Below are 23100 nucleotides of genomic sequence, written 5' to 3' on the forward strand. Positions count from 1 at the left end.
ATATAAAATATCACCCAAAAGGTGAAACAAAAAACGAGGAGGGTTAATATATGATACAAAAACGATATTTCCATTCAAGTTAGAAATCACTAAAAACAATCTAACTGCTCTTACTGCTTTAGCATTGATGGCAGAATTCAATCATGGCATTGAATTAAGAGAACTAACAGACAGATATTTACCTAAACATGGAAGCAATCTTGGATTCAAGCCTTCGGTATTTGTTGGCTCTTTGGTTTTAATGTTACAGGGTGGAGGCAGAAGCCTTGAGGATGTAAGGGAATTAAGATACGAAGAAGAATTGATGAAACTGATAGATATTGAAAAGATTCCTGACCCATTTTTTTATGTTGTGCGAGACATTTAGGATATAGGTTATCGATAAAGAAAGGACCGATGTCAACAGAAAGGATAAGACAAGCGTTGAATTCAGTTCAGTCAGTTAAAACAAAAAATTCAAGTTTCTTTTCAAAAAGTATTGGTATGTCAATATCACTTTCCTTTGTGAGTCTCCCTTCAGTGAAAGAGTCAAATATAAAAACAAGTAATACTTGTTCTCTGTTTTCAAAAAAATTCTTTAATTTCTGTTGCCTTTTTTCAATATCCATAATTTAATATTTAATTTTAACACAACATTAAATTATTAGAATTTAATTCAGATGAGCTCAATAAAAATTCTTTAATATCTCTTGTATATTATTGACCCCGAAATCTTGCTTAACAAGAGGTAAGTCTTTGATAACTATAATTTGCTCTTCTAAAGTGGGTCTAATATTTCTGTAAATTACTCCGATTGGAATGCGTTCACCCCATTCAAGAGATTTTTGAAAGGCAAGTAATCTGTCTTTAGGGTCATAGTCATCAGAAAGTTTATAAACTCTTTCACGATACCATTCAAAAGTATTTATTTTATTGAAACTCACACAGGGTTGAAGAATATCAACAAGGGAGAATCCTTTGTGATTTACTGCTTCCTTTATAAGCCCCTTAAGGTGCTCAATATCACCTGCAAATCCTCTGGCAACAAAACTACAATTAAGAGCAATTGCAAGTGTAAGGGGATTAAACTGTTCTGATAATACTCCAAAGGGCTGAGTCTTGGTTATTACTCCTTTCATTGTAGTTGGTGATGCCTGTCCTTTTGTAAGTCCATAAATTTGATTATTATGGACAAAGAGCTTTACATCGATATTTCTCCTTATGGCATGAATAAGATGATTTCCTCCCTCTCCATAACAATCACCATCACCAGCTACTGCAAAGACTTTTAATTCATGGTTGGCAAGTTTTATTCCTGTTGCCACTGGAAGGGTTCTTCCATGAAGTCCATTGAAGGTATTACATCTTGTATAATGGGGGAATTTTCCAGCCTGCCCAATTCCTGAGACAATTACAAACTGATGAGGTTCAATTCCCATCTCAACCATTGCTTCATTAAAAGCCTTCAAAATTAAAAAGTTACCACATCCAGGGCACCAGGCAGGCTTTTCTCCTTTATAATCACTTAATGTAGCCATGGACTTTCTCCAAAAGTTCATCAACTGTAAAGGGTCTTCCATCAAAACGATTTATATGATTTTCCATATCTATTCCAGTTTCCATTTTAATAAGCTTTGCAAATTGATTTGTTGCATTTTGCTCAATATTTATTACCTTTTTAGCCTTTTTAATTAATTCGATCCAGCTTTGGTTCTCACTAAAGGGATAAATTTCGCTAAAATGAATCATTGCTACTTTATATTTTTCAATGAGTTCATCTATGAGTTCTTTGACAATTCCAAACATAGAACCCCAACATATTAAAACGATTTCAGGATTTTTTTCTCCATAAATAAGTGGAGGTGAAATTTCTTTTTTAATAAGAGGCATTTTTTTAAAAAGTCTTTTTTCAACCATTTTTATTCTTGTTAGGGAATCTTCAATTATGTGTCCTTCTTCATCGTGTTCATCACTGTCTGTTACAACAAGATGTTTTGATTGTCCTGGCACTGCAAATTCTGAAATGCCTGTCTCTGTAAAGGCGTGTCTTTTATAATTTTCTATTTCCTTTAATTTTTCTTCTCTCACTCTATAATCTATATATTTAATTTTTCCTAAATCAAAACCTTCATAACTCCACTGAGAGTCTGCCAGATATTGGTCTGTAAGTATTATCGCTGTAATCTGGTATTTTTCAGCTAAATCAAAAGCTTTATTTGTTAAGTAAAAAGCCTGTTCAGGACAACCAGGTGCAAAGATTACTTTTGGAAACTCTCCATGTCCAGCATACAAAGCAAAAAGAAGGTCTGCCTGCTCTGTTCGAGTAGGAAGTCCAGTTGCAGGTCCTGGTCTTTGAGCTAAAGCAATTACTATAGGAGTTTCAGTCATCGCAGATAAAGATATCCCTTCAACCATTAAAGAAAAACCACCTCCGCTTGTTCCTGTCATCGCCCTTACTCCTGCAAAGGAAGCCCCAATAACCATATTTATTGCTGAGATTTCATCTTCAGCCTGCTCAACAACTATTCCGTATTCTTTTGCATGGTCAGCGACAAAATTAAAAATTCCTGTAGAAGGAGTCATCGGATAGGCTGAATAAAATTTTAATCCAGAAGCAATAGCACCAGCACCAATTGCTTCATTTCCAGTAATAAGCATTTTTGGTTTGTCAAATTGTGATAACATAAAGGAACATTTTAAACATTCATTCTTTGCAAATTCATATCCTGCCTTTGAACATTCAATGTTTGCTTTTATTACTGCTTCGCCTTTTTTCTTAAAATTATTTTCTATGGTTTGATACATAATATCTGGATTCATTCCAAGCATTCCAAGGACTGCACCGATGGCAACAGTATTTGCCATTATTTTACTTCCTCCGTACTTTTGAGCAAGCTCAAGAAGTGGAACATTAAGAAAATAGGGTTTATCAAATTTTTCATTGATCATCTGAGAATCATAGAGAACATGACCATCAAATGAAAGTTCCCTTTCATGTTGAGTTATACTTTCCCTGTCTAAGGCAACAAGAATGTGAACTGAACTCCTTGAAGCAATAACAGGTTTGTGGGAAACTCTAATTTGATAAAAATTATGGCCCCCACGAATTCTTGATTCATAATCCTGATTGGCAAATACATGATATCCAGCTTTTGTGAATATATGAGCCAGAGTATCTCCTATGGTCTGGATACCCTGGCCTGCTTCACCGCCAATTTTGATTGTGTAATCCATTATGTTGGAGTTACGCCATATTTTACAATGTTTATTAATGTATCATCTGGTTTTGGAAGTCCTGCAATTTTCCATGCAACAAGAGGGTCTATTAATTTTTCAGCAATGCATTCTTTTGGTTGATGAACATTTTTACATACTGCATTAAGTATGGGAAAGTAGTTATATTTTTTATAGTATTCATTTATGAATTTTGCTATTTCAAGCTGATCCTTTGTAAGTATTCCCAATCCTTCTCTGAGAGCAATAGCTTGGGCAACCTTTTCATTCCAATCATTTATGTTTTTAAGATAACCTTCATCATCAAAAAGTACAGTTTTTTCAACTGCTTTATATTCAGAAACTTCTTCTGGTTTTTCTCGTTCAAATCGTTCCCTTTCTGTGAAGTTTTTGATAAACTGCCCTACCTGAACTCCAAGATAGACACATCTAATATTGTTCATGCAGTCATCGGCATCCTGTTTGTCAAGATGGGTAATAAGTTCTGATGTGCCTCTTTGAAATCTGATTATATAAGCTTGTTTTTCTTCATTGTAGTAGATATTCACATTAAATCCCTGTGCCTTAACTTCTGGATACATCTCCAAAATTTTGTTTTTTAAATCTTCAATTGTGTAAGCCATAATTTCCTCCTATCTTACTCTTTTTTCTACTTCTTGCCAATTAATGTTCTTAAAAAAGGCTTCAATGTAGTCTGCCCTTTTTAATCCGTAATCAATCATAAAGGCGTGCTCAAATACATCCATTATAAGAAGTGGATTACAACCAGAAGGATGTCCAACATCATGTTCATTAATCCAGAAATTAAACAATTTTCCAGTTATAGTATCCTGATAAAGAATTACCCATCCAATTCCACGCATTGTTCCAGTAGCCTTAAAATCTTTTTGCCAGTTTTCGAAACTTCCAAAACTTTCATTAATTACCGATGCAAGTTTCCCTTCCTTTGGGAAAACACCATCTCCACCGAGATTTTCAAAATAAAGCTCATGAAGTCTTACTCCATTCCACTCCCATCCAAGCCTTCTTTTAAGCTCAGCATACTCTGGTATCCCAGTTTTTCCTTCTTTAAGCATTCCTTCGAGAGTCTCAAGAACTTTGTTCGTATTAGTAACATAACCCTGATACAAAGTAAAATGGTTTTTAAGAAGTGTTTCAGTAAACCCCTGCATTCCAATTAAATTTGAATAATCTTTTGCCTGATAAAACATATTAACCTCCAAAAATTCTTTTTCATAAATAGAGATTATCATATAAAAAATCATCTGTCAATATTTGTTTTTGTGGTTACAATATAGAAATTTCATGTATATGGTAAAAAGGAGATGAATTAATTAGTGAAAGGAAAATATATGTGACTTGACTTTAGAGATAACAATTTTCCAAATCCTGAAATTGCCATGAGGTCAGTGCTGTATTGTGGGATTTTAGTTATGTAAATTTTCTATTTAAAATAGTGAGGAATTTTTTTTGAAGGCATTTAAAATTCTCATTGAAACAGGAATTAACTGATTTTCAATATAATAATCTATATCAATTTTTGATGGGTCTGATAATTCCAACGGATAGGCTCTTTCGCTTATTGAACCAATGCCTTTTTGAATTATATAACCTATTACGCTTCCCTCTCCAACAGGAATACCTTTTTCCAAAAGTCTTTTTGCAGCTACTACATGGGGTGATATAAGCTTATATTCTGACACAGGCTTTGAGAGCTGTTCATAAACAACAAGCTCTTTTAGCTCATATTTGCCTTCTTTTAATGCTTTTATTTTCTCATCGAGATATTTAAAGGCTCTTTCAATATCTTCATCAATAAGGCATATTTTCAATATTTCCTGTTGGGTTTGTCTGGCATACTTTGATAAATCTCTTCTTACTACTTCAAGTCCTCTGACTTTGAGTCTTCCTTTTTCATCTAATAGAGCATATCTTTTTTTAGCTACTCCACCAGATTCTCTTGGTACAAAAAGTCCTTTAACATAAAAATCCTCAAGATCAAGCCTCATTATACCTGGTAAGTAGTCATTTATTTCTTTGATAAATTTTTCAATATCTTCTCTTTTATCATTTACTTTTAAAAAAGCTGAGTCGGTATCTCCATAGATGGCGTGAAATCCCATTTTTTCAGCTCTATTGAGAACTTCCTTTATCCAGTATCTTCCCAGAGAAGTAATGGATTCAGCACATTCCTTTGAATACCATCTGCTTGCTGGATAGGCATAGTAGCCATATGAAGCATTTATAATTGTCTTTAATGCCCTTTGTTTTGTATCAAGAAGAAGATATTCATGGGTAGCTGGTTCAAGTTTTTTTAATTGTCTTTTTAGTTCGAGTCTTTCAACTAATAATTCCTTTATAATCTGAGACTCAAAACCTGTTCGATTTTTACAGAACCAATATGGAAGTCCTGGAATTTTATGTCCCTCATCTTTACAACACTGACAATTAAGAGTATCTATAGATATATTGTATGTGGCAATTATTGATGGATAGAGAGAGGCAAAGTCAACAACAGCGATTCCTTTATGAAGTCCTGCTTCTGGTTCTTTTACAAAACCTCCTTCATAAGTAATCTTTTGACGCTCCTTTATTTCGTCAAACTTTGGTTGATTTGGAATAACTCTGTTTTGTTCTTTGGCTTTTTTTATATAATACCATTCAACAAGTTGACTATAGGGCATCCTTGAAGTATCAAAGAGGGATTGTCCTGTTATCCTTGTTAACTCTTCTATATCTGGTAGTAACATTTTTGTAAGTTCATAGACAAGTTCACTGTCTTTTAGACAGTATTTTGCAAATTTATCAAGCTCATGTCCTCTATCCCACGCTTCAAGCATTTCTTCGTACTCCATATCAAGTTTAGTATCACTCAACAGTTCAGTAGCTACATTTTTAAGGGTCAGTTGCTCACTTTGAAGCATCGGGGAAAGTATGTTAAAAACAAAATTAAATATGTCAATATGAACTCTACCAATAAGTCTTGCAGTAGTAAATCTTGCTCTTTTTGAAAGGATTACTCCAGAGTTATCTCTTGAAAGAGCACTAATATTTACTTTAAGTTGTTTTGCCCTTTCTCTCAGGATTGGCATATCGTAGAGGTCTGTATTGTATCCAACAATTATATCAGGATCATAACTCTCAACTATGTCCATGAAGGTTTTAATGAGTTCTTTTTCATCTTTTACAATTAATGTATCAATACTGTATTCTGCTTCTTGATAGGTAATTATTTTTGAAATATCCTTACTGAAAAGGGAAACCATAACAATAGAAGGTGTTCCTCTCTGCACTTCAAGAACTTCCATATCAAAGGCAAGAATTTTTAATTCAGGCTTAGGTAAATCAACTTTTTTTAATTTCCTAATCCTGTCTCCATCTACTTCAACATCAAGCCAATTTAAACATGATATTCCTCTCTCTGCAAGATATATTCTGTATGGAGAAATCTGGTATTCAAACTCATCAATAACCGAACCTGAACCACCTCTTTTTGATTCGAGAATTTTTATTTCATCCCTTACTTTTTGCAAATCCTGATGTCTTTCTGTAAAAATTCTTATAAACTCTTTTTCTTCACCATAAAAATTGCATCTATCCGTTTTTATCTCTTTTACATTTATATTTTTCTTCTTTATTATTTCTCTAACTTCCTTTAATGCCTTATCTATATCTACTGGTAAAATAAGAAAAGAAGGTATATAAGAAGGATCAATAAGTTTAATCCTCTCACCTTTGTCTGTAATACCAAAAAGAATTATATCAGATTGATAATCTATGTCTATCAGATAAAATAGCATTGTTCTCTACCCTTTTCTGTCAAAGCTTCTTTAGGCACATTGAAGTATCCTATTTTAATATTCGGGAACTCTTTCTTTATCATTTTTATAAGTTTTTTAATCCCTAATACTCTTCCCTTAGGTGCTTGTACTTTACTCATATAAATGTATGGATCAATAGAAAGATTTCTCATCTGAATTAAATCAACAGGACAATCTTTTAGAAAATTAAAAAATCTTTCAATTTCATCTTCTGCATCATTATAGCCAGGAAAAGTAAGATAATTAATACTTGTAAAAAGACCTATATCTTTTGATATTCTAATTGTCTTTAACACATCTTGAAATTTATAACCTTTGGGTCTGTAATAGGCATTATATATATTCTCATCAAAGGAGTTGATACTGACTCTTATGCTGTCAAGACCAGCTTTTTTTAATAGCGGTATTATCTTAGGAAGTGAACCATTTGTATTTATATTTATAACACCACGCTCAGTTTTAGCCCTAATCATGGTGATTGCTTTTTCAATAACTTTCCATTGTAGTAATGGTTCTCCTTCACATCCCTGTCCAAAACTTACAATGGGTTCTTCCGCATCACAAAGATGGGGTACCGCTATATCAGCAATTTCTTCTGGTGTAGGAACAAAGGTTATTCTTTCTTGAGAGGGACAACAATCTCCAGATTGTTTAGATAGGCAGCCAATACATTCAGAATTGCATACCGGAGAAGTAGGAAGAGGAATTTCCCATCTGCCAAGAAAAAAGTTTTTAGCAGCAAAGCAATTATATATTAAAGCGCATATCTCAAGTTGTTTAAAAAGTCTGTTGTTATTGAAAAATTTCCTTCTTTTATTTATTAGTTCTATCACTTTTTTGTCATCATGACATTGAGGATCAGCTTTTTTCATCCATGCCACTTGTATAGCAGAAGCATATATTTTACCTTTATACCAAGCAACAGCAGTGTAAGACCATAAGGGAAGATTAGGAGTTAAATTCGTTTTTTCAAAAGCAGGTAGATGAGTTCTTGTATATCCTGGTGGTAGGAAAGCAGTAACAGGGAAATATCCTTTTATTTTCTCTACTAATCCTGCATTATTAAGACCAAGAGGTACTGCTTGAGGAATATAAAAAAGTTTACTTCCTTCAGGGAGAGGAATAAGGTCTTTTTCAGTCAAAGAGACAATACATTTTTTTTCCATACCAAGAGCATCATAATCATAGGATTCAAAAATTTCACCTTTTTTATTTGAAAGAATAACTTTTGGTCTCACTGAATAAATTATAACAAAAAAATTGCATATATTGAGTTTTTTTTGGTATAAAATAATAAAGGCTTCCTGCCCTGTGCGTGATGGAGGAAAAGGGGATCCGGCAGTTAGGTCCGTTAGGGAGCCAGCGTAGGTAGCGGTGTGCATGCCTCTTCGGAGGAAGCCTAACCTACCTACAAGGCACCCACTTGTCCGAGTGGGATCTAACTTTCCGACCACACGGCAGGGCGGGGGTATGATGATAGTGGAGAAATCCACTTTAGATAGATGTAAAATAAAGGCAATTAGCCCAAAAAAATTTTTTTAGTAATTATAATAGATTTTTATCTATCCACATCATCATATGCCCTCAAGGAAGCCATTCAAAAATCATATTTTCGGAGGTGTTTGAATGGAATTAATATACATTCTTTTAGCCATACTTCTTGGTATCGCATCGGGTTATGGTGTATATATCTACAAAAAGAATAAACTCAATGAAGAAAAATTAAAAATAAGAGATGAAGTTCAAAAAATCTTAGATGAAGCAAAACGAGAAGCTGAATCAATAAAAAAAGAAGCTGAAACAATCAAAAAAGAGGCTCATCTTTCTGCAAAAGAGATTGTCTATCAGTTGAAATCGGAAGCTGAAAGAGAAATAAAAGAAAAATCTAAAGAAATTGCCTATCAGGAAAAAAGACTTAGACAAAAAGAAGAGCTTCTTGATCGTAAATTAGAACAGGTTGAAAGAAAGGAATCTGAACTAAGTAAATTAGAAAAAGATTTAATAGCAAGGGAAAAACAAATTTATGATAAGGAAAACTATTACCATCAATTAATTAAAGAACAACAGCAACTATTAGAAAAAATAGCTGGAATGAAAGAAGAAGAAGCAAAACAAGAGCTTTTTAGGCGAATTGAACAGGAAGCTAAATTTGAAGCAGCTAAATTAATCAAGAAAATAGAAGATGAAGCAAGACAAGAAGCAGATAAAAAGGCTAAAGAAATTTTAAGTCTTGCTGTGCAAAGATATGCCAGTGACTACGTTGTTGATGCTACCGTTACAGCAGTAAGTCTTCCTAATGATGAAATGAAAGGTAGAATCATAGGAAGAGAAGGCAGAAACATCAGAGCCTTTGAATCTTTAACTGGAGTTGACCTCGTAGTTGATGATACACCTGAATTGGTAATACTTTCTTCTTTTGATCCAATCAGAAGAGAAGTAGCAAGAATAGCTCTTGAAAGGCTTATTGCAGATGGTCGAATCCATCCTGCCAGAATAGAAGAAGTGGTTGAAAAAGCTCGAAGAGATGTTGAAATATCAATAAAAGAAGAGGGAGAAAAAGCTGTATTTGAACTTGGACTTAGTGGTATTCATCCAGAAATAATTAAACTCATAGGAAGGCTTAAATATAGAACATCCTATGGACAGAATGTTTTGCAACATTCTAAGGAAGTTGCGTGGTTAAGTGGAATTATGGCAGGAGAAATCGGAGCAAATGTTATATTAGCAAAAAGAGCAGGACTTTTACATGATATTGGTAAAGCTGTAGATCATGAAATGGAGGGTTCCCATCAGGAAATAGGCGCTATGCTTGCAAGAAAATATGGAGAAAGTGAAGAAGTAATTAATGCTATTTTGTCTCATCATGAAGATGTAGAGTTTAGTTGTATAGAATCTGCATTAGTAGCAGCTTCAGATGCTCTTTCAGCAGCCCGTCCAGGCGTAAGAAGGGAAACAATTGAAAGTTACATAAAAAGACTTACTAAACTTGAAGAACTTGCCATGTCTTTTCAGGGTGTGCAGAACTGTTATGCCATTCAGGCTGGAAGAGAAATCAGACTCATTGTTAGACCAGACATGGTTACAGATGAAGAATGTGCACTTATTGCAAGAGAACTAAGCAGAAGAATCGAAAAAGAATTAAGCTATCCAGGGCAAATAAAAGTAACTGTAATCAGGGAATCGAGATTCATCGAATATGCAAAATAATGAAATCTTAAAAGTCCTTTTTATTGGCGATATCGTTGGTAAATCAGGAAGACAGATTATTAAAACATTACTGTCTAAATTGATTGAAAAATATAATGTAGAATTAGTTATAGCAAATGGAGAAAATGCAGCAGGTGGATTTGGATTAACTGAAAAAGTTGCAGAAGAACTTTTTTCTTATGGGATTGATATAATAACCACAGGAAATCATGTATGGGATAAAAAAGAAGTAATTCCTTATATTGCAAAGGAATCAAGAATACTAAGACCAATAAATTATCCAGAAGGAGTTCCTGGGATAGGAAGCATTGTTTTTAAAACAAGAAAAAACAAATTAGTCGGCATTATAAATGCTTCTGGAAGAATTTTCATGAATACTCTTGATTGTCCATTCAGAGTTACTAAGAAAGAAGTTGAAAGAATAAAAAATCAAACAAAGTTAATTTTGATAGATTTTCATGCTGAAGCCACATCTGAAAAGATAGCATTTGCTATGTATCTGGATGGAAATGTTAGTGCTGTGATCGGCACTCACACACATGTACAAACTGCTGATGAAAAGATTTTGCCTCAAGGAACAGCCTACATAACTGATGTGGGCATGACAGGACCTGAGTACTCAGTGATTGGTTTTAGAGAGGATGAAGTAATTGAAAAATTTTTGTATCAGCTACCAAAAAAGTTTGAAGTTTCAGCAAAACCATCTATACTTTCGGCAGTATACTTAGAGATAGATTCTCAAAGCGGTAAATCCCTTAAAATAGAAAGACTTATGATTAGGCAAAATTAGTTTATAGAATTCAATTTAAAAGTTTAATATCTATTAAAAAATTTTTTTATCAATCAAAGGTTTACAAAATCATTTGTTTCTGATAATCTTTAATTATGAAAGTCCTTTTTATAATTCTGCTTACTCTTTTTTATCCTCTTACATTGTCGGCTCAATATATTGGTTCAGAGGCTTGCAAGGTCTGTCATGCTAAACAGTATGAAAATTTCACGAAATATTCAAGAATGTCTCGTTCTTTTGAGGCAATTGAAAAAATGAAAAATAAAATTACGCCAGAAGAACTAAAAACCTGTTATCAATGTCATACAACAGGATATGGGAAACGAGGAGGTTTTGTTTCTTTAGAAAAAACACCCCATTTGAAAAATACAGGCTGTGAAGTATGCCATGGTCCTGGTAAAAGACATGCTGAGACAAGAAATCCCAAATTTATCAGAAGAAAATTCACTCTTCAAATCTGCGAACCCTGTCATACAGAGGAACGAGTAAGGGCTTTTAGATTTAAGCCATTACTCTATGGAGGTGCCCATTAATGTTTAAATTTATCAGAGAAAATCTTGGTAATAAACTAATGCTTACATTTGTAGGAGTAATACTATTAACTATGGCAATTGAAATAACATTTAGAATTTATTTTGGAGTCGGAGACAGACTCCGTCTTGTAGAGATGGGTAATAAAGAAGTAATGGATACCTTATATGCGACAATGAAACATCCCCTAACAGTTGGAGATAGTGATACCATTCACAGAGATCTCGAAGAAATAGGTCAAAAATATAAAAATATTAGTGTATATTTGACGGATTTTTATGGAGTGATTTCCTTTTCTACTAACAAAGAAACTTTACTAAAAAAAATTGATAACTTCATAAACCATAAAGATTTTATAAATAATCTTTATGAAAGTTTTAAAAACGAAGGAAGTGAATATAAATCCTTAGTCTTCAACTTAGAAGGCAGAAGAAATCTAATTTCTATTCTTCCAATAAAAAATACACCAGAGTGTTTTCACTGTCATGGTTCTTCAAGAAAGGTTCTCGGAGCTTTGGTTATGAAAACAGATATAGAAGATGTTTATAAAACAGTAATTGCTCAAAGAAACAGGTCATTAGTATTAGCTTTATTTGCCACTATACTTGCTATTTTTATAACAAACTTTATTGTAAGGAGATTTATAAGAAAACCTCTTCATACACTCGTAGAGGCAACACATAGATTTGCAAAAGGTGAAATGCCTCAGATTGAAAAATATCCTCCCGATGAAATAGGTACACTAATTAAAACCTTTAACAACATGGTTAATGAAGTCGCTAAATCAAAAATGGAACTCGAAAAAGAGCTTACAAGGAGAGCAAGACTTCTTGAAGAAAGAGATGAACTTGTAGCATTACTTCAAAAAGCAAATAAACAATTAAAGGAACTTGACACACTTAAATCTGCTTTTATAGCTAATATGTCCCATGAATTAAGAACTCCGATGAATGCCATAATCGGTTATACAGATTTATTACTTGATGAAGTTGATGGTCCTCTTAATGAAGATCAGAAAGCTTCATTAAAAAAAGTTGCAGCCAATGCACGACATCTTCTTCAATTAATAAATGATGTTCTTGATATTTCAAAAATTGAATCCGGAAAAATTGAGCTTAGACCTAAAGAAGTCGATTTAAGGGAACTTATTGAAGGAATTATGGTAACCTTCGAACCATTAATTATAAAAAAAGGCTTAACCTTCTCATTAAATATTGAAGAAGGTGCTGAAAAACTTTATGTAGATGAAGATAAAACAAAGCAGATTTTAATTAATTTAATCTCGAATGCGGTAAAATTTACCCATCAAGGCGGTATAACTATAACAGCTAAGGTTTCAGAGAGAGGCAAAGATAAAGATAGTAATCCTCAATTTATTGAAATAGCAGTAACTGATACAGGAATAGGAATAAAAAAGGAAGACCTGGATAAAATTTTTGACAAGTTTGCTCAGGCTGATGTATCAACAACAAGGCAGTATGAAGGAACAGGTCTTGGTTTAAGTATTGTAAGAGGGCTTACCGCTTTGCACAAAGGTATGGTTTGGGCAGAAAGTGAAGTGGGAAAGGGAAGTACTTTTTATGTTCTTTTACCTTTTAAAAAGGAAGTTTTTGATAATCTCAACCCTGTAATTGAAGAAAAAATGGCTGAAGCCCTTGCTCAATACTTTGAAGTGCCTAAGGAAGTTTTTTTGCAAGATCCCTCATATGAAGGTAAAATGATTAGATGTTGGGATTATACTCAATGTGGACATGTAAACTGTCCAGAATATGGCGCACCTGAAAAAAGATGTTGGCTTGTCTTAGGAACTCATTGTAAAGGTATGAAAATGGCTTCTTATCCAGAAAAAGTTGAAGTGTGTAAAATTTGTGAGGTAGTAAGAGACCTAGTGTTACATAGAGAACCAACTATAGCTGAAATATCCAAACCTTCTGAAAAACAAAAAGTTGTTCTTGCAATTGATGATAACCCAGATGCTATTGATTTAATAAAAAAATATCTTGAAAAGGAATACAAAGTTGTTGGAATACTTAGAAGCGAAGAAGCGGTAAATAAAGCAAAAGAAATAAAACCTGTTGCAATAACTCTTGACATAATGATGCCAAAGAAAGACGGCTGGCAAGTATTAAAAGAACTTAAAGAAAATGAAGAAACAAAGGATATACCTGTAATTATTGTCTCAATTATAGACAACAAAACTCTTGCTTTTAGCCTTGGTGCTACTGATTATTTTGTAAAACCCCTTGATGGACATGCTCTTTTAAGAAAGATAAAAAATATTGAAACATATAAGCCAATTAAGAATGTACTTATACTTGAAAGAGACGAAAAGACATCTAATGAACTTTTGAGAATATTTAAAGAAAGTGGTTATGAAGTATTTGCTACCTCAAACAGTAAAGAAGCTATGCAAATAGTTAAAACTTACAAACCTGACCTTCTAATAGTCAATATAACTGATCCTGAAAATACAGCCTTTGATTTTATTGATTTTATCAAAACATCATCAGAGTTAAAGGATATACCAATAATTGCTCTTACAAATAAAGAACTAACGGACAGAGAAAAGGAAGCATTAAATGGTAGAATAAAAGATATAATAAACAAATCTCTTTTTTCAGAGGAAGAACTAATAAAAGAATTAAAAAACAGTTTGAATAAATTAGGAGGGACTAAGTGAAAACAATCCTCGTTGTCGATGACAACGAAGACTCAAGAGATCTTGTAAAAAAAATTTTAAAGAAACATAACTACCAAGTAATAGAGGCAGTTGATGGAGAAGAAGCGATAGCAAAGGCAATAGCATACAGACCTGACCTTATCCTTATGGATATTTCTATTCCTAAAATAGACGGATATGAAGCTACAAGAAGACTTAAAGAAAGACCAGACTTCAAAGATACGCCAATTATAGCATTCACAGCCCATGCAATGAAAGGAGACCAAGAAAAGGCATTGGAAGCAGGATGCAATGGCTATATATCAAAACCAATTAATGTTAGAGAATTTCCAGAACAAATAAAAGTTTACTTAAAAGAAAATGAATGAAAATAAACAAAAAATTTTAATTGTAGATGATAACATTGATACTGTTGAACTTCTAAAGAAAAGATTAAAAGCCGAAGGTTATGACACTCAAGAAGCCTATGATGGAGAAGAAGCCTTAAAAAAAGTTTACGAATATAAGCCAGATCTTATTCTTCTTGATATAATGATGCCTAAGATGGATGGATATGAAGTTTGTCAAAGACTCAAAACCGATGAAAAAACTAAATTTATTCCTATAATTATGCTTACAGCAAAATCTGATGTAGAAAGTAAAGTTAAAGGACTTGACATCGGTGCTGATGATTATGTTCCCAAGCCCTTTGATTATCGAGAACTTTCAGCACGGGTTCGTTCACTTCTTATGAAAAAAGAAACTTCTGAAAGAGCAATAGAGGAAGAAAGAACAGAGGCTATTAAGAAACTAATTGATAGCCTTTCCCATGAGATACGCAATCCAATTGTAAGCATAGCAGGATTTGCAAGAAAAGTATATGATAATCTCCCCTATGGAGACCCAAATAAACCCTATTTGATGACTATTCTTCAGGAAGCAGAAAGGCTTGAGAGACTTTTAAAGGAAATACTAAATCTTAAAATGATTGCTATTGGATTTTTAGAAAATGTTGAGCCCATTAAAGTAATCGAAGAAGTGATAGAGGAACTATGGAGGGATATCGAAGAAAAAGCAATTGAAATTGAAACAGATTTTAAAGAAGTCTCTCCACTATATATAGATAAAGAGCATTTAAAAATAGTTATCCATAATATTATTAAAAATGCCATAGATGCAATGGAAAAATCAGAAAAAAGAATATTAAGCATTTCCCTTCAACAGGTAGGAAATGAAATAGAAATAAAAATTTCTGATACGGGGAAGGGAATTCCTAAGGAACTAATAAAAAAGATATTTGATCCATTTTTTACTTCAAAAATTTACGGACCTGGATTAGGATTAACTGTTGCTTTAACTATCGTTCAGTATTACAGGGGCTTTATCTCTGTTGAAAGTGAAATAGGTAAGGGAAGTACTTTTATCATAAGAATTCCTATTAAAGGTAGGGTGTAAATATTTTAATGAAAATTAGAACATTTTTATTTTTTCTTGGTATATTTTCACTGATTTTTAGATTTACAATTTCCTTTCTACAATCCTTGAGTAAAATTATCATTATCTTATCAAAAGGAAAGAAAAAATATAGAACAAAATCCTAAGTTTATCAATTTAATCTTGTAAATCATTGAAAAAATTGAATTTTATTTTTTGAAAAGGCAAATTTTTGTACAACAGGCTTGTAACTCGCTGATTTTCTTTATCTTTTATATTCTGAATTCTTCCTTGACTGTTATATGGGCTGGTTCACATACTTTCAATGTTTTAAATAGGGCTTTTCCTATTTTATCAATCCTGTTCTTTAAATAGTATTCTTTGCCATCTATGCTAAATTCTGTCAGGGTTATATTTCTTAAAGTTTCTCCAGAATCCTTAGGAAAAGGACATCACAAAGTCTCTTTTATTTGTAAACAATTTCATGCTGAATGGGATATTATTTCTGATATTCCTGATGCGGTAATTTTATAATAGAAAAGTTCTTTTTTAAATTAATCTTATATTAAGTTATAATTAATTCATGAGGAAAATTACCTCTAAATGGTTAAAACAATCAGAGGCTGATCTTAAAGCAGCAAAGGATAGCCTTGAAGATGGCAATTATGAATGGAGTTGTTTTCAATCTCAACAATGTGGCGAAAAGGCACTTAAGGCATATCTTTATGAGAAGGGATACACTTCAATTATGACTCATATGTTAAAAGAACTTGTGAATGAATGTATCAAGCATGATGAATCATTTAAAATTTTGATGAAAGATGCAAGAACTCTTGATATGTTTTATATTCCCACAAGATATCCTAACGGACTCGGTGGAGACCTTGCTCCAACTGAGTTTTATGAAAAGGATGATGCTGAAAAATGTATAAGCTCTGCCGAATTAATCTTGAACACAGTAAAGAAATTATTAATAAAGTAAAAGAACTTGTCAGTGAAATGAAAATAAAACTTCCTGTAAAGGAGGTTTATTTATATGGCTCTTTTGCTAAAAATGAGATTCACGAAGGTAGTGACATAGACTTAATTATAATAGGTGATTTTAAAGAGAGATTTTTTGACCGAATTGGAAAGATTCTTGAACTTACTGACTTACCTATTGAACCGATTGTATATACACCAGAAGAATTCGATGAACTTAATAAATCTCAAAACCCCTTCATTACCGAAGTTCTTAAGACAGCTATAAAACTTTAATTTATCTAAAGAGGGTTTCTTTTTTAAGTTTTTTCCATGTATTTATTAGGCAGTTAAAATACTTGACTTTTTTTTAAATCTGTTTTTTAATAGATAACGATTAACATGTTCAACTGGGATTGGCAGACAAAAGAAAAACTTATATGTAATGTTGATGAATGGAAAGAAAAATCCTCCCTTGTCCATGAATTCATTGTAAGCCCAGATGGAGAAAAAATTGCTGCAGTTACAGAAATTGAAGACAAAAAAGTCACTCCCTCTGTAAATGGTAAAACATGGGATGAAACCTTTGAAAGAGTTTGTTTTTTAAATTTTCTTCCTGACAATTCTCTTGCCTGTCTTGTCTTAAAAAATTATGAATGGACATTGGCCGTAGATGGTAAACTTCTTGAAGAAACCTTTGATTATGCATGGAATCTTCAATTTTGTGGTGGCACTATAGCATTTAATATTAAAAAAACAGATTCCTACGGAGTCTGTGTAAATGGAAAAATTTGGGATAATCTTTTTTTTGATGCAAGGGATTTATTCATTTCACCGGATGGTAAAAAAACAGCCTGCTATGTTAGAACAAAAAATCCTCAGGTTCTTGATATATTCAGCTTTAAAGAGGGTGTATGGACTGTAGCTATTGATGGTATAGCCTGGGATAAAAACTTCATCTCTGTTTACGGATTAAATTTTAGCAATGAAGGTAAAGTTGCCTCTACAGTTAGACTAACTCAGCAGGAATTTACAGTTTCAGTTGATGGAAATCTTTGGAATGAAATATTCCTTAACGCATGGGAACCTGTTTTTATAAATGAGAACGATGTATGTGTTCCAGTAAAAACAGATAAAGGATGGATGCTGTTTTTAAATGGAAAGTCTTTTTGGAATAAATCCTTTGTTCAATTATGGAATCAACGGGTAAGTCCTAACGGAAATCATATTGCAGCAGTTGTTTCACCAGAATTTGGGGAATGGACTGTTGCTGTTGACGGAATTCCGTGGAAAAAAACTTTTTCTCAGGCAGTGCTACCTCCAATTTTTAGTTCCGATGGAAAACGAATTGCAGCAGTAGTAAGAGACAATCATATGTGGACTGTTGCTGTTGATGGAATTCCATGGAAAGAAGCCTTTGATAGAGTATGGACTCCGCAATTTAGTCCAGATGGAAGACATATTATAGCAAAGGCGGAAAGACAAGGAGTTTTCTTTATTGTCCTTGATGGAAGAATTGGAAAGGATACCTTTGATATGCTTTGGGAACCGATATTTAGTCCTGACGGAGATAGAGTCTTAGTAAGGTGCATTAAAAATGGCAAGTATTATAGAAGAGTTCTTACATTGGGGGAGATTTTAAGGTAATGGAGCAGTTTTTTAAAGATCCATCAATTTATACTCTTGTAAGAGGACCTCTTGTATGGCTTGCCTTTTTTGTATTTTTTTTAGGGATGTTCTACCGTATCTGGATTACTTTAAAACTTGCAAAGAAGGAAAGGGTGATATTTCCCTATCTTAGCTTGAAATATACTCTCAGGTCTCTCATACACTGGCTAACACCCTATGGAAGTATAAGTATGAGAAAGCATCCATGGTTTACTCTGATTACATTCATTTTTCATGTATGCGTAATTCTAACTCCTATTTTCATATCAGGACATATTGAACTTTGGTATGATTCATGGAAAATTAGCTGGTGGAGTCTGCCCCAGGATTTAGCTGATGCAATGACATTAATTGTAGTATTTTGTTTAATTTTGCTTGTGATTAGAAGAATTGTTCAAGCTGATGTAAGATTTTTAACTGAAAAAGGTGATTATTTAGCAATTGCCTTAGTGGCAGCACCCTTTATAACTGGATTTTTAGCTCATTATGAGCTTTTGCTTGATTATAAATTAATGCTTACTATTCACATGATTACAGGTGAGATTATGCTAATTTCGATTCCTTTTACAAGACTAAGTCACATGTTTTTCTTTTGGTTAATAAGGGCACATACTGGAAGTGAATTTGGTGCAGTAAGACATTCAAAGGATTATTAGGATGACAGAATTTAAAAGAAAACCTGTTACAGACATAGGAATTGACAAAACCTTAGAAAGTATCGATGAAGATAGAATAAAAAAAGCTATTGATAGAGTTTTAAAAGGAGAAGCCTCTGCAAGGCTTAAAACCTTTGTTACAACTTGTGCAAGATGCGGAATGTGTTCTGCTTCTTGTCATCATTATCTATCCCATAACAATGACCCAACCTATGCACCTGCTGCAAAGGTTAAGCAAACAATATGGGATATGCTCAAAAAAGATGGAAAAGTAAGCAAAGATGACATTAAAAAGTATGCAAGAATTGTCTTTTCAGAGTGTAATTTGTGCAGAAGATGCGTTCAGTTCTGTCCCTTTGGGATTGATATTGCTTATTTAATTGGACTTGTAAGAAGGATATGTTGTTTGATTGGTGCTGTGCCGCAGTATATTCAGGATCAGGTTTTAAGTCACATGCAGACTACCAATATGTTATGGTTCAGACAGGATGAATGGCTTGATACAGTTCAGTGGCTTGAAGATGAACTTAGAGCAGAGATAAAAAATGCAAGAATTCCTCTTGGTAAAAAAAATGCTGAAATACTTTATCTTGCCCATGGACTTGAAGCTAAGTATATGACAGGACTTCTTACAAACATGGCAAAAATAATGATTGTTGCAGGTGTTAACTGGACAATGCCTGATTGCGATGGCTGGGATTATACAAATAAGTCATTTTATGCTCAGGATACAGAGACAATGGGTATGGTAGTAAGAAGGCATTATGAAGTGGCTTTCAAACTGAATGTAAAAAGGATTGTGATGGGTGAATGTGGGCATGCTTTCAGAACAGGAGTTTACGAGGGAGCGAGATTGCTTGGTTGGAAAGAAGAACCAATACCATATATTCATGGTGTTCAGTTTTTCTATGAATTGATAAAAGAGCGAAAAATTAAAATTTCAAAGAAAATTGAAGAGCCTGTTACAGTTCAAGACCCTTGTAACATTGTAAGATATAGAGGTATGGGAGATATGATTAGATATATCATTAATGCAACCTGTGAAAATTTTATTGATATAAACCCTAATTATGAGTACAACTACTGTTGTTCAGCAGGTGGCGGAATGATAGATGCAGGGCCACCTTGGAAAATGGCAAGAATTGAAGGTGGCAAAGTTAAAGCTGAACAGATAAAAGATACAGGAGCCAAAATAGTCATTGCACCTTGTCATACCTGTCATAAAGGAATTGAGGATTTGAATGATTATTACAAGCTTGGTGTGCATGTTAAATTTTTAACTGATATTATTGCAGATGCAATAGAAATTCCAGAAGAAATGCGAGCATGAAAAAATCTGGTTTAATATTAATTTTATTAATTTTGGCATTTTTGGTGATTGTTATTTACAGTTCAGATAAGTCCTTAAGTGACTTTTCTAATCAGAAAACAGATGTTGTAACCATTGCCCATAAAGAAGTATTTGGCAGGCTTCAGTATGGTGCGGTTTTATTTGAACATCAAAAACATGTTGAATCTATTGCAAAGGCTTTAAAAAAATCTGAGGAGCAGACCTGTCAAGAATGTCACAATAAGAATAAATTTGATGAGTTTTCCTTTGATTTTCCAAAGAATGTTAACAGGAAAAATCCTGAGGAATTAAAAAATGCCTATCATGAAAACTGTTTAAGATGCCATCAAGCCTTTAGCTTTGAAAATAAAAAAACAGGTCCTGTGATACTTTCCTGTAGAGAATGTCATAAAAGAGAGTATGAAAATAAAGAAATAAAATATCCAGTTTTTGAGTTTGACTTTGCCCTTCATGATAAACATGTTAAAAAACACCAAAATGACTGTAGTCTTTGCCATCATACCTATGACATTGAAGAGAAAAATAAAGAGATTGCTTTAGTCTATGAGAGTGGTACAGAGCAGTCCTGCTATTACTGCCATGACTTTAGTAAAAAAAGAGGTCCTGAGCTTTCAAAAATTGTAAAAGTAGCAAAAGAAAAAGAATTAAATATAAAAAAAGCCTTTCATAGTCTCTGTTTGAACTGCCATTTACAAAATAAATTAGAAGCAAAAGAATCAGGACCAGTTCAATGTTCAAAGTGTCATACCGGAAAATATAAAACATTGGAGGAACTTAAAAGTATTCCAAGACCTGAAAGAGATCAACCCAAAAAAGCTTTTATCAGTATTGAAGGGGCAAAAATGAAGGGAGTTCCCTTTAATCATGAGTTCCACGAAAAAAATAATAAAACCTGCAGGGTCTGTCACCATGAAACTTTAAAAAGTTGCAAGGAATGTCATGACTTAAAGGGTAAGCAGGAAGGTGGATTTGTAAATATAGTTACTGCCTATCATGGACAGACTTCTCAAATGAGTTGTCAGGGATGTCACAGAAGTTTGATTAACAGAAAAGAGTGTATGGGTTGTCATTATTTTATTGCTCCAGTTAAAACAGATGTAGGCAATAAAGAAATATGTAATCTTTGCCATAGCGGTAAAAGGGAGGTTGAAAAAGTTTCTCCTTTCAATGTTTCACCAAAAACATTGAAGGAAGAAGTTACAATAAAACACTTAGAAAAGGAGTTTGAACCAGTTAAGATGCCCCATTACAAAATGATTAAAAAACTTACAGATATATCAAATCAAAGTATGCTTGCCACATTTTTTCATAGAGATGTTAAAACAATATGTAAAGGGTGTCATCATAAAAGTAAGGAAGAAGCTGAATCAAAGAAGGAAAATCCTCCAATTTGTATAAGCTGTCATGGTGCATCCTTTGATTCACAGGCATTGGGAAGACCGAGACTGCAGTCTGCCTATCACACAATGTGTATAAAATGTCATGAAAATATGGAGATTGATAAACCAAAAAAATGCACTGACTGCCATGAAAGAAAAGCAGAAGGTTTAGGAAATGTATATAATTGAGCAACTTTTTTCACATCATGGGGCTGAATATGCTATTGCTGTACTTTCAATATTTGCCTTTATTATTATTTGGGGAATGCTTAGAGAAAAGAAAAAGTATTAAAATTTTGAGGTAAAAATGGATAGAAGAGAGTTTCTTAAGAAAACATTAACAATAGCTGGAATGACTTTAATTGGTGTATATGGGGATTCTTCGGCTTCGCCTCAGAATGACAAAATAAAAGAGCAGAATGACAGAATAAGGGAGCAGAATGACAGAATAATTCAGGATTCTACAAAGTCAACAGGAAATATTGCAAATAGAAGAAATTGGGGAAAATATGAAAAAGTGAAGGAATTCCCAAAGGAACCCTATGCTGTACTTGTTGACCTTACAAAATGTATAGGATGCAGAAGGTGTGAATGGGCATGTAATGAATGGAATAAGAATCCTAATAGACCCCTTAAAGAATTTGAAGAATCAAAGGATAGGAGTCCTTCAGTTTTTGATAGAATTCGGAGAACCCATGCTGGAGAGTTTACTGTTGTAAACAGATTTTACAATGGAGGAACACCCGTTTATGTTAAAAAACAATGTATGCATTGTGCTGAGCCAGCCTGCCTTAATGCTTGCTTTGTAGATGCCTTTAAGAAAACCTCTCATGGAGCAGTACTTTATAATCCTTCTTTGTGTGTCGGTTGTCGTTACTGTATGATTGCCTGCCCCTTTGATATACCAGCCTATGAATACTATGATCCAATTACTCCACAAATAACAAAATGCACAATGTGTTTTGACAGAATCACTGAAGATAAGATTCCTGCTTGTGTGGAAGTATGTACTGCTGATGTGATGAGGTTTGGTCCAAGAAGTGAAATGTTAAAGCTTGCCTATGAAAAAATAAATAATAATCCTCAAAAATATATAAATCATGTTTATGGAGAACATGAAGTAGGTGGAACAAACTGGCTATATATTTCGGGAGTTCCCTTTGAAAAACTTGGTTTCCCAAAACTTGATAAAACTCCGATTCCAAATTACAGTAAAAATTTTCTTTTTACTGTGAAAGTCCTTGAAATTGTTGCTGCTGCGCCATTGGTTTGGGCTGCCTATTATATGATTTCAAAAAATAAAGAGAAAAAAGGAGGGGATTCTTCGGGCTAAAGCCCTCAGAATGACACTTTTATCTGTCACCCTGAGGCAAAGCCGAAGGGTCTCATTCTATAAGGAAAAAAGATGACAGAAAACAAAAACAGAATGAC

The 23100-nt window shown here is 33.4% G+C and carries 21 protein-coding genes and 1 other RNA gene; 15 read left to right on the forward strand and 7 right to left on the reverse strand.

Going from position 1 to position 23100, the window contains the following annotated elements; translation table 11 throughout:
- Positions 1 to 127 precede the first annotated feature (127 nt).
- The gene (locus QI155_RS02070) at positions 128 to 367 is read left to right on the forward strand and encodes a hypothetical protein (protein WP_068860835.1); all 240 of its coding nucleotides are present in this window, start codon (positions 128 to 130) and stop codon (positions 365 to 367) included.
- A gap of 67 nt (positions 368 to 434) precedes the next feature.
- Here the strand turns inward: QI155_RS02070 and QI155_RS02075 are convergent, their stop codons facing one another.
- The 7 genes from QI155_RS02075 to QI155_RS02105 all read right to left on the reverse strand — a co-directional run bounded on the left by QI155_RS02075 (position 435) and on the right by QI155_RS02105 (position 8272).
- The gene (locus QI155_RS02075) at positions 435 to 608 is read right to left on the reverse strand and encodes a nucleotidyltransferase domain-containing protein (protein ID WP_083200115.1); all 174 of its coding nucleotides are present in this window, start codon (positions 606 to 608) and stop codon (positions 435 to 437) included.
- 57 nt (positions 609 to 665) lie between these two features.
- Positions 666 to 1517 (reverse strand): 2-oxoacid:ferredoxin oxidoreductase subunit beta, encoded by an 852-nt coding sequence (locus tag QI155_RS02080; protein WP_281320996.1) that lies wholly within the window; start codon positions 1515 to 1517, stop codon positions 666 to 668.
- Complete coding sequence (locus QI155_RS02085; RefSeq protein WP_281320997.1) at positions 1501 to 3213, reverse strand: 2-oxoacid:acceptor oxidoreductase subunit alpha; 1713 nt, start codon at positions 3211 to 3213, stop codon at positions 1501 to 1503. The genes QI155_RS02080 and QI155_RS02085 overlap by 17 nt, the downstream gene beginning before the upstream one ends.
- Positions 3213 to 3836 carry a TusE/DsrC/DsvC family sulfur relay protein gene (locus QI155_RS02090; protein WP_143600749.1) on the reverse strand — a complete coding sequence of 208 codons (624 nt, stop codon included), beginning with the start codon at positions 3834 to 3836 and terminating at the stop codon, positions 3213 to 3215. The genes QI155_RS02085 and QI155_RS02090 overlap by 1 nt, the downstream gene beginning before the upstream one ends.
- 9 nt (positions 3837 to 3845) lie before the next feature.
- Positions 3846 to 4424 carry a superoxide dismutase gene (locus QI155_RS02095; protein ID WP_068860834.1) on the reverse strand — a complete coding sequence of 193 codons (579 nt, stop codon included), beginning with the start codon at positions 4422 to 4424 and terminating at the stop codon, positions 3846 to 3848.
- 237 nt (positions 4425 to 4661) lie between these two features.
- On the reverse strand, positions 4662 to 7013 hold the full coding sequence (locus QI155_RS02100; protein ID WP_068860832.1) for a DNA-directed DNA polymerase: 2352 nt from the start codon (positions 7011 to 7013) through the stop codon (positions 4662 to 4664).
- Positions 6998 to 8272, reverse strand: coding sequence for a radical SAM protein (locus tag QI155_RS02105; RefSeq protein WP_281320998.1), 1275 nt, complete (start codon positions 8270 to 8272; stop codon positions 6998 to 7000). The genes QI155_RS02100 and QI155_RS02105 overlap by 16 nt, the downstream gene beginning before the upstream one ends.
- Positions 8273 to 8332: 60 nt before the next feature.
- Here QI155_RS02105 and ssrS point away from each other — a divergent pair.
- The 14 genes from ssrS to QI155_RS02175 all read left to right on the forward strand — a co-directional run bounded on the left by ssrS (position 8333) and on the right by QI155_RS02175 (position 23002).
- A non-coding RNA gene (gene ssrS / locus QI155_RS02110) (6S RNA) lies at positions 8333 to 8506 on the forward strand.
- A 154-nt stretch (positions 8507 to 8660) separates the two neighbouring features.
- Positions 8661 to 10241, forward strand: a complete 1581-nt coding sequence (rny, locus tag QI155_RS02115; protein ID WP_068861470.1) for a ribonuclease Y — start codon at positions 8661 to 8663, stop codon at positions 10239 to 10241.
- Positions 10231 to 11031 (forward strand): TIGR00282 family metallophosphoesterase, encoded by an 801-nt coding sequence (locus QI155_RS02120; protein WP_068861469.1) that lies wholly within the window; start codon positions 10231 to 10233, stop codon positions 11029 to 11031. The genes rny and QI155_RS02120 overlap by 11 nt, the downstream gene beginning before the upstream one ends.
- Positions 11032 to 11126: 95 nt before the next feature.
- A complete protein-coding gene (locus tag QI155_RS02125; protein WP_068861468.1) occupies positions 11127 to 11564 on the forward strand; it encodes a cytochrome c family protein in 438 nt (145 codons plus the stop codon).
- Positions 11564 to 14242, forward strand: coding sequence for a response regulator (locus tag QI155_RS02130; RefSeq protein ID WP_068861467.1), 2679 nt, complete (start codon positions 11564 to 11566; stop codon positions 14240 to 14242). Before QI155_RS02125 ends, QI155_RS02130 begins: the two co-directional genes overlap by 1 nt.
- Positions 14239 to 14610 (forward strand): response regulator, encoded by a 372-nt coding sequence (locus tag QI155_RS02135; RefSeq protein WP_068861466.1) that lies wholly within the window; start codon positions 14239 to 14241, stop codon positions 14608 to 14610. The genes QI155_RS02130 and QI155_RS02135 overlap by 4 nt, the downstream gene beginning before the upstream one ends.
- Positions 14603 to 15676, forward strand: a complete 1074-nt coding sequence (locus QI155_RS02140) for a response regulator (RefSeq protein WP_068861465.1) — start codon at positions 14603 to 14605, stop codon at positions 15674 to 15676. Before QI155_RS02135 ends, QI155_RS02140 begins: the two co-directional genes overlap by 8 nt.
- 562 nt (positions 15677 to 16238) lie before the next feature.
- The gene (locus QI155_RS02145; RefSeq protein ID WP_068861464.1) at positions 16239 to 16637 is read left to right on the forward strand and encodes a HEPN domain-containing protein; all 399 of its coding nucleotides are present in this window, start codon (positions 16239 to 16241) and stop codon (positions 16635 to 16637) included.
- Entirely contained in the window at positions 16580 to 16912 is a 333-nt protein-coding gene (locus QI155_RS02150; RefSeq protein ID WP_068861463.1) for a nucleotidyltransferase domain-containing protein, read from the forward strand. The genes QI155_RS02145 and QI155_RS02150 overlap by 58 nt, the downstream gene beginning before the upstream one ends.
- 105 nt (positions 16913 to 17017) lie before the next feature.
- Positions 17018 to 18262 (forward strand): electron transfer complex subunit TmcD, encoded by a 1245-nt coding sequence (tmcD, locus tag QI155_RS02155; RefSeq protein WP_068861462.1) that lies wholly within the window; start codon positions 17018 to 17020, stop codon positions 18260 to 18262.
- A complete protein-coding gene (gene tmcC, locus QI155_RS02160) occupies positions 18262 to 18939 on the forward strand; it encodes a TmcC family electron transfer complex membrane anchor subunit (RefSeq protein ID WP_068861461.1) in 678 nt (225 codons plus the stop codon). The genes tmcD and tmcC overlap by 1 nt, the downstream gene beginning before the upstream one ends.
- A 1-nt stretch (position 18940) precedes the next feature.
- Positions 18941 to 20269 carry a (Fe-S)-binding protein gene (locus QI155_RS02165; RefSeq protein WP_281320999.1) on the forward strand — a complete coding sequence of 443 codons (1329 nt, stop codon included), beginning with the start codon at positions 18941 to 18943 and terminating at the stop codon, positions 20267 to 20269.
- Positions 20266 to 21858, forward strand: coding sequence for a sulfate respiration complex hexadecaheme cytochrome HmcA (gene hmcA, locus QI155_RS02170; RefSeq protein ID WP_281321000.1), 1593 nt, complete (start codon positions 20266 to 20268; stop codon positions 21856 to 21858). Before QI155_RS02165 ends, hmcA begins: the two co-directional genes overlap by 4 nt.
- Before the next feature lie 118 nt (positions 21859 to 21976).
- The gene (locus QI155_RS02175) at positions 21977 to 23002 is read left to right on the forward strand and encodes a 4Fe-4S dicluster domain-containing protein (RefSeq protein WP_281321001.1); all 1026 of its coding nucleotides are present in this window, start codon (positions 21977 to 21979) and stop codon (positions 23000 to 23002) included.
- Positions 23003 to 23100: the final 98 nt, after the last annotated feature.

The sequence above is a fragment of the Thermodesulfovibrio sp. 1176 genome (genome assembly GCF_029946585.1).
GTDB lineage: Bacteria > Nitrospirota > Thermodesulfovibrionia > Thermodesulfovibrionales > Thermodesulfovibrionaceae > Thermodesulfovibrio.